Here is a 6,315-nt window from a genome sequence, read left to right as displayed (position 1 = left end):
GCGCCAACGTCGCCTCTGACCATCACGGTTACCAAACCGCCGCCCACGTGCTCTTTGCCGATCAGGTAAACGTTTGCTGCCTTTACCATGGCGTCGGCTGCTTCGATGGAACCTACTAAACCTTTTGTCTCAATTAAACCCAATGCATCGTATTTCATGTGAAAATCCTCCTAAGAATTATTTGATGATTTTGATTCTGGTTTTTGCATTTATGCCCATCGCATTTGCTTCGTCTGTGTCCACATGGCATTCCAAAGCAGATGCGCGAGTCACCCGGATAGCTACATTGCCGTATATACCGCCGCGGGGGCCAGGCACTTCAATCGAAACGGTCTGGCCGTCTTTCACCTGAAAATCTGCGGCGTCTTCCGGCGTCATATGAATATGTCTTTGGGCTATCATCAGCCCTTCTTCTGTTTGAACAGAGCCTTTGGGACCAATGATGGTGATCCCTGGGGTTCCCTGCAACTCCCCGGAAAGCCGGGCCGGGCACACAACGCCCAGCTTGAAGCAGTCTCCGGCAAGAATTTCCACCTGGGTCTTGCTGCGCACGGGGCCCAAAATCCGAACCTTTTCAATGGCTCCTTTGGGCCCGCAGATGGTGACCATCTCTTTGCAGGCAAACTGGCCGGGCTGCGACAAATCCTTGATGGGGGTCAGCTGATAGCCCAAACCAAACAGGCGGTCTAAATCCTCTTGGGACAGGTGAAGGTGACGGTTGGAAACCCCCACCGGAAGATCCGTGGGCTTTTCTTTTGCCGCACTTTCCGCCAGATGATCCTGAACGGCTTCTAAAAATATCTTCAGTGCCTTTTCATAGACATCCATTTATTTGGCCCCTTTCATAGCGTCTATGAATTCGGCCACCAGCTTGCGAAGTGCCTCATCGTTTTGCAGAAGATTGCTTCCCTCAGGGCGGGATGCCGGGCTGCTGCATGCGCAGCCGCCGCTGAGTTCCGGATAGTGAAAGGTGGGGTCTGCCGACGCCAGTGTGCTGCAATCTTTGATGCCGTAAGCCACACGCTTGATGTTAATCAGGTGCTGGGGGCCCACGTTTTCAGAAACAGAGCTTCCGCCCCAAGTGCCACAGCCCAGTGTAAAGGCCGGCAGAAGAGAGGTGCTGGCGCCGGTGCCGCCCTGGGTGCTTCCGGTGTTAACCATGATGCGGGAAGCCGGTTTCTGGGCAAATTTCAGCACCATATCCCGGTCTTCGGTGTGAAGGCTCATGCTGTGGCCAATTCCGTTCTGAAGCAGCTTGATGCAAAGATCGCATGCTTCGGTCCAATCCTGCACCCGATAGAACGCTAAAACAGAAGTCAGCTTTTCATAGGACAGCGGATAGCCGGGGCCCACGCCCTGCTGCTCGCCGATGAGCACTTTGGTTCCTTCGGGAATGGTGATTCCCGCTGCCGCCGCAATGACCTGAGGAGAGCGTCCCACAAATTTGGCGTTCATGGCGTGGCCGTTCTTAAACAGAAGTGCGCACACCTTTTTGGTTTCTTCCGGATTCATGAAGTAGCCGCCCTGCTTTGTCAGCTCGTCAACAACCTGCCGGCAGTTGCTTTCTTCCACCACAATGGACTGCTCGGAAGCGCAGATGGTGCCGTAATCGAAGGTTTTGCTGGCCATGATGTTCTTGACCGCCTGCTGCACATTGGCTGTTTTTTCAATGTACGCCGGGCAGTTGCCCGCACCCACGCCCAAGGCCGGTTTTCCGGCACTGTAGGCCGCCTTCACCATGGCAGGGCCGCCGGTGGCGATGATCATGCTGACCTCGGGGCTGTGCATCAGCTCGTTGGTGGCCGGCATCGACGGCATCGAGATGCAGCCGATGATGTTGGCAGGAGCCCCTGCCGCCACCGCCGCCTCGTGCATAATCTTCGCTGCCAGCCCGGTGCACTTGGCTGCCGAGGGATGCGGAGAAAATACAATGGCGTTGCGGGACTTAATGGCAATCATCGATTTATAGATTGCCGTGGAAGTCGGGTTGGTCGAAGGGACAATTCCCATAATCAGGCCCACCGGCTCCGCTATGTCAATCAATTTTGCATCTACATCTTCCTGAATCACACCGATGGTTTTCATGTCGCGGATGGCGTCGTACAGCACCACGGAAGCCATATGGTTTTTGTAGGTTTTATCCTCCACTTTTCCAAATCCGGTTTCTTCCACGGCCATCTTTGCCAGGCTAACGGCATTTTCCTGGGCAGCCTTTACCATGCTGCGCAGAATTCGATTAATCTTTTCTTCTGAGAAGTCGGCAATCTGGTTCGCAGCGATTTTCCCCGCATGAGCCAAATTCCGCACTTCCTGAACAGAACGCAAATCGTAATCAAAGTTTTCCAAGTCGTGATTCCTCCTTTCTGTAATTATCCTCTATTCGTTGGATTCGTTGTGTTCGTTGCCTTCATTTTCCTGCTCCTTTTGTTCGTAGTACCGCCGGAATTCAGTCATCAGCTTCCCTTTGTCGGCCTTTGAAATCTGCCGGCCGGAAAGCCCCATTCCCTGATATTCCCGAGCCAGGTTGCGAAGCTTCACAACCCGAAGCTGCCGGAGCAGTTCCAAGGCCCCTTCTATCCCGTTTTGACGGACTGCGCTGTCAATTTCACTTTTGTGCATCTGCTCTGCTTCTGCCGCCGCCATTTCCTGCGGCAGCTCCAAAGAATCAGATGGGTCTGCCGGGGCTTCCGGCTCCGGATTTTCCTGTGCGGCTTCCGGTTCTGTTTCTAATTCCGGTTCCGCCTGTGCCGTGGGTTCCTCCGGCGGCGTGGGGTCGGGTTCTTCCGCTTTTCCCACAATGCCGGCCAATTCCTGGTGGGGGCGCGGCATCACATGCTGGGAAATCAAAAGCGAAGGGTCAATCTGTGTCACCGCGGCTGCGCCGGCTTCCACCGCCGCCTTTACCGCGCCCACATCCCCCGTCACCACAATGGAGACAAGGCCGCCTCCTACAAAGGTTTTTTCCACCAATTCCACTGCCGCTGTTTTCAGCATTACGTCAGTGCCTTCAATGGCAGCCAAAAGCCCTTTGGTTTCTATCAAGCCAAGCGCCTGCATCTGTTACATCCTCCTCCCCACCGCTACAAAAGGTCTGGCCAATTGGCGGGATATGTGGTATAGAAAATTCTGGCCTTGTCGGGCGAACCCCAAACCACCTGAGAGCCCGACGGAACAAACAGAACATCGCCCGCCTTGGCGGTATACGTCTTTCCGTTGATGGTAACGTTCAATGTTCCCTCAATCACATAGTCGATTTCCTCATAGGTCAGGTTCCAGTCAAAACGGGAGTTTTCAATCACCAGAAACCCTGCGCTCATCTTCGACTCTTCTTTGCTGACCAGCTCCTGATACTGAACGTTTCCATTGGGATTGCCCGTATCAAACGGATCCAGCTTCACGGAATCGCCGCGAACCACTTTCAGGCCGCTATTGTCCCGGTCTTCCGCGTATTTGCGGCCGGATATGGCGTCTATCACGTCTTGCAGCAGCCCTTTTTCCATCAGGCTTTTCAGGGCCCGGTAAATCAATTCACTGTCAATGCTCCCGCCCGAATCACTTTCTGTCCGGCACATGTTTTCACAGCTGGCATGGGTAGAAAATTCCACTCCGGATTCCTTGGCAAAATCCATGGCCGCCGGAGTCACAATCGTGTTAGAATCAATCACAACCACTTTTTTACCCTGCTGCAAAGATTCCTCCACATCTTTCATGGTAACCAATTTCTTCATGCCTTCACCCCCTTTCTGTTTTTCGCAATTTGCATCATGTGTTTTCTATCGTAAAACAAAAGTAATTCTCTGTTTAAAGCAGACTGGGAATCAGCCGATCCGAAGGCGAAGGAATGATCACCGCATTGACCAAAAGCCCCTTGTCTTCGGCAATTTCCCGTCCCGCGTTCACGCCGGTTTCCACTGCCGCCACATCACCCGTGAAGGTGAAAAAGGCTTTCCCGCCCAAGCCGTTGCCCAAGCGCAATTCCAGCGGCTGCAAATCCGCCGATTTCAAAATCGCATCCGCCGCGATGATCATGGTGGACAGGGAAAAGGATTCCATAATCCCCAGCGCCTGCACCCGGTCGGGCATCACCGCGCCGCAGATGGCCGGGAACACTGCGGGACAGACATTGGGAATTACAATCGAATCCACCAGATATTCCCCCGCACATTCTTCGCCGACCCGCACCGAATCCTGCACCGCCGCCACATCGCCGTGAACAATGGCGATGTATTTTCCGGGACAGACCGAAGATGCTGTCGTAATTTCCACATCTGAGATTTTCACCATTTGATCCGCCGCGTAAATACCGCGAGCAATGCTGATGAACTCCACCATACCAATTGCATTCGACATTTCAGTCCCCCTTTATTACAACGGCGCCGCTTTGACACTCGGTCACGGTGCCGGAAATACTTGCATGAACCGCCGCGCCCAAACTGCTCTGGGGCACTTGACCCACCGGTTCCCCCGCCTGCACATGCTGGCCCACCGTGACCGCCGGGGTGCAGGGTGCACCCACATGCTGGCTCATGGAAAAAGAGAACTGCGCCGGATGAAGTGCGATGGCCGTCATGGGCGCCGGCTGGTCAAAGTCGTGCAACCCCAGCCGGGCAATCAGCCGTTTGCTGGGAATCAGGCGATGCTCCCGAACCGTTCGGGGCGAAAACTCCGTTTTCTCGGTCTGATACCGGATTTTCTGCTCTATCAGCCGCTGCTTAATGGAAAGATTGGCGGCTTTGGGGTACAGTCCTGCGGGACAGGAGAACAGTTCACACAGATTGCACTGACAGCAGAGAAAAGCCATTTTCTGCTCTTCGGTATTTTCCAAAGAATAGGCTACGGAGCGCATCATTTTGTGGGGCTGCATGTTGTGACCCAGCAGATACCGGGGACACAAATCCGTACACATCCGACACTGTTCGCAGGAGGAACGGTTGATGCGTTTGGCCTGCTCCGGCTTTACGGTTTTCTTTCGGATGAGGGGGTGCTTTTTCTTCAGAATCACAAATCCTTTGTTTTTCTTGGTAATGAAGCCGTTCAGGTTTTGCAGTACCGGCCCCATCATGGGGCCGCCGTCGATGACGGCGTACTCTTCAAAGTCTTCGATTCCGCTCAGGCGCAGCACATCCAGTATGGGGGTTCCCACAGGAACCTTTACCGTCAGCCGCCGGGGAACATCCCCTGTGACCGTCAGATATTTTTCCGTCACCGGTTTGCCCTGGGACGCGTGGTAGATATTCAGTGCGGTTTCAGAGTTGACCACCACACAGCCCACCTGAATGGGAATGCCCGCTTCCGGAACCACCCGGCCGGTTAGCGCGTGCACCAGAAACTGTTCGTCCCCGGCGGGATACACGTCCGGTAGTTCCTTCACCGAAACAAACTCCTCTTGCCCCAATGCGGCAATTCGTTCCCGCATCTGCCGGATTACCTCACGGTGTTTCCCCTTAATCCCCATCAAAGCTTTTTGCGCCCCAACCTGCCGGCCCGCCGCTGCAAACCCGCGGATGATTTCATCTGAATACAACGCCATCAGCTGCTGATCCACCCGCAGCAGCGGCTCGCATTCCGCCCCATTGAGCAGTATGTATTCCGCTTTGGCTTCCAGCTTCACATGGGTTGGAAATCCGGCGCCGCCTGCGCCGATGACCCCGGCCCACTTCACCTCTTCCAAAAGGCTCATCCATCTTCCCCCTTATTCCCCGAAGCTGCAGTCCTTGTCGATGATTCCGACCACTACCGCATCCACGGGGATATTGTCGTCGCCCAACATCCGCCGCGCCGAGGAACCGGTGGTGACAATGACACGGTCACCGATTCCCGCGCTGATGTTGTCTACCACCACCAGGCGTTCGCCTTCGCTTTTGCCGCCGATTACCTCGGCCAGCATGAACTTGAAGCCATTGAGCGAATCTGCTTTTCTGGTGGCCCAGATGTTATCTATGAGCTTTGCTGTCAGCATACATAGCCTCCCTCTTCCTGCATCTTTCTGCGGATTTCCTGCATGGCAGATTCCACCGAAGCGGTATCCCCAAAAATCGCAATCAGAATCATGTTCTGCGGACAGCTCCCCCGCACATCCCGAACGGTGACCCCCACCGCTTTTTCCGCGATGTCGGCGGCGACGATCATTTCAATCATTTTTCCCTGTACCAGCCCCACCGCCGCGGCCTGCCGGCACTCTGCATCCTGAGTGATTCCCGTGCGCCGCGCCAGAATATCCAGCGTTCCCGCTGTGGGCGATTTAATGATTCGGTAATCCATGGTTCTGTCCTTTCTGTCACATCCGCTCTTTCCCGCACCCAAGCGCGATCCCCA

At 54.7% G+C, this 6,315-nt stretch carries 9 protein-coding genes; all 9 read right to left on the bottom strand.

All coding sequences use genetic code 11. The features are described from left to right. The coding region (locus C1A02_RS13215) for a BMC domain-containing protein (protein ID WP_129588177.1) at positions 1-158 on the bottom strand (158 nt) is incomplete at its 3' end. A gap of 19 nt (positions 159-177) precedes the next feature. Next, complete coding sequence (locus C1A02_RS13210; protein ID WP_101698716.1) at positions 178-828, bottom strand: phosphate propanoyltransferase; 651 nt, start codon at positions 826-828, stop codon at positions 178-180. After that, on the bottom strand, positions 829-2,346 hold the full coding sequence (locus C1A02_RS13205) for an acetaldehyde dehydrogenase (acetylating) (protein WP_101698715.1): 1,518 nt from the start codon (positions 2,344-2,346) through the stop codon (positions 829-831). It lies immediately after the preceding gene. Between the two features lie 30 nt (positions 2,347-2,376). Then, the gene (locus C1A02_RS13200) at positions 2,377-3,057 is read right to left on the bottom strand and encodes a BMC domain-containing protein (RefSeq protein ID WP_101698714.1); all 681 of its coding nucleotides are present in this window, start codon (positions 3,055-3,057) and stop codon (positions 2,377-2,379) included. Between the two features lie 23 nt (positions 3,058-3,080). Further along, complete coding sequence (locus C1A02_RS13195; protein ID WP_101698713.1) at positions 3,081-3,728, bottom strand: EutQ-related cupin domain-containing protein; 648 nt, start codon at positions 3,726-3,728, stop codon at positions 3,081-3,083. Positions 3,729-3,801: 73 nt separating this feature from the next. Continuing rightward, the gene (locus tag C1A02_RS13190; protein WP_101698712.1) at positions 3,802-4,350 is read right to left on the bottom strand and encodes a BMC domain-containing protein; all 549 of its coding nucleotides are present in this window, start codon (positions 4,348-4,350) and stop codon (positions 3,802-3,804) included. 1 nt (position 4,351) lies between these two features. After that, the gene (locus C1A02_RS13185) at positions 4,352-5,680 is read right to left on the bottom strand and encodes a 4Fe-4S dicluster domain-containing protein (protein ID WP_101698711.1); all 1,329 of its coding nucleotides are present in this window, start codon (positions 5,678-5,680) and stop codon (positions 4,352-4,354) included. A 12-nt stretch (positions 5,681-5,692) separates the two neighbouring features. Then, a complete protein-coding gene (locus tag C1A02_RS13180; RefSeq protein WP_101698710.1) occupies positions 5,693-5,959 on the bottom strand; it encodes a EutN/CcmL family microcompartment protein in 267 nt (88 codons plus the stop codon). Further along, on the bottom strand, positions 5,953-6,261 hold the full coding sequence (locus C1A02_RS13175) for a BMC domain-containing protein (RefSeq protein WP_101698717.1): 309 nt from the start codon (positions 6,259-6,261) through the stop codon (positions 5,953-5,955). The genes C1A02_RS13180 and C1A02_RS13175 overlap by 7 nt, the downstream gene beginning before the upstream one ends. Positions 6,262-6,315 lie beyond the last annotated feature (54 nt).

Source organism: Clostridium minihomine (genome assembly GCF_900240385.1).
In the GTDB taxonomy this organism is placed as follows: Bacteria; Bacillota; Clostridia; order Oscillospirales; family Acutalibacteraceae; genus Faecalispora; species Faecalispora minihomine.
This window is presented reverse-complemented; position numbering and strand designations above follow the sequence as displayed.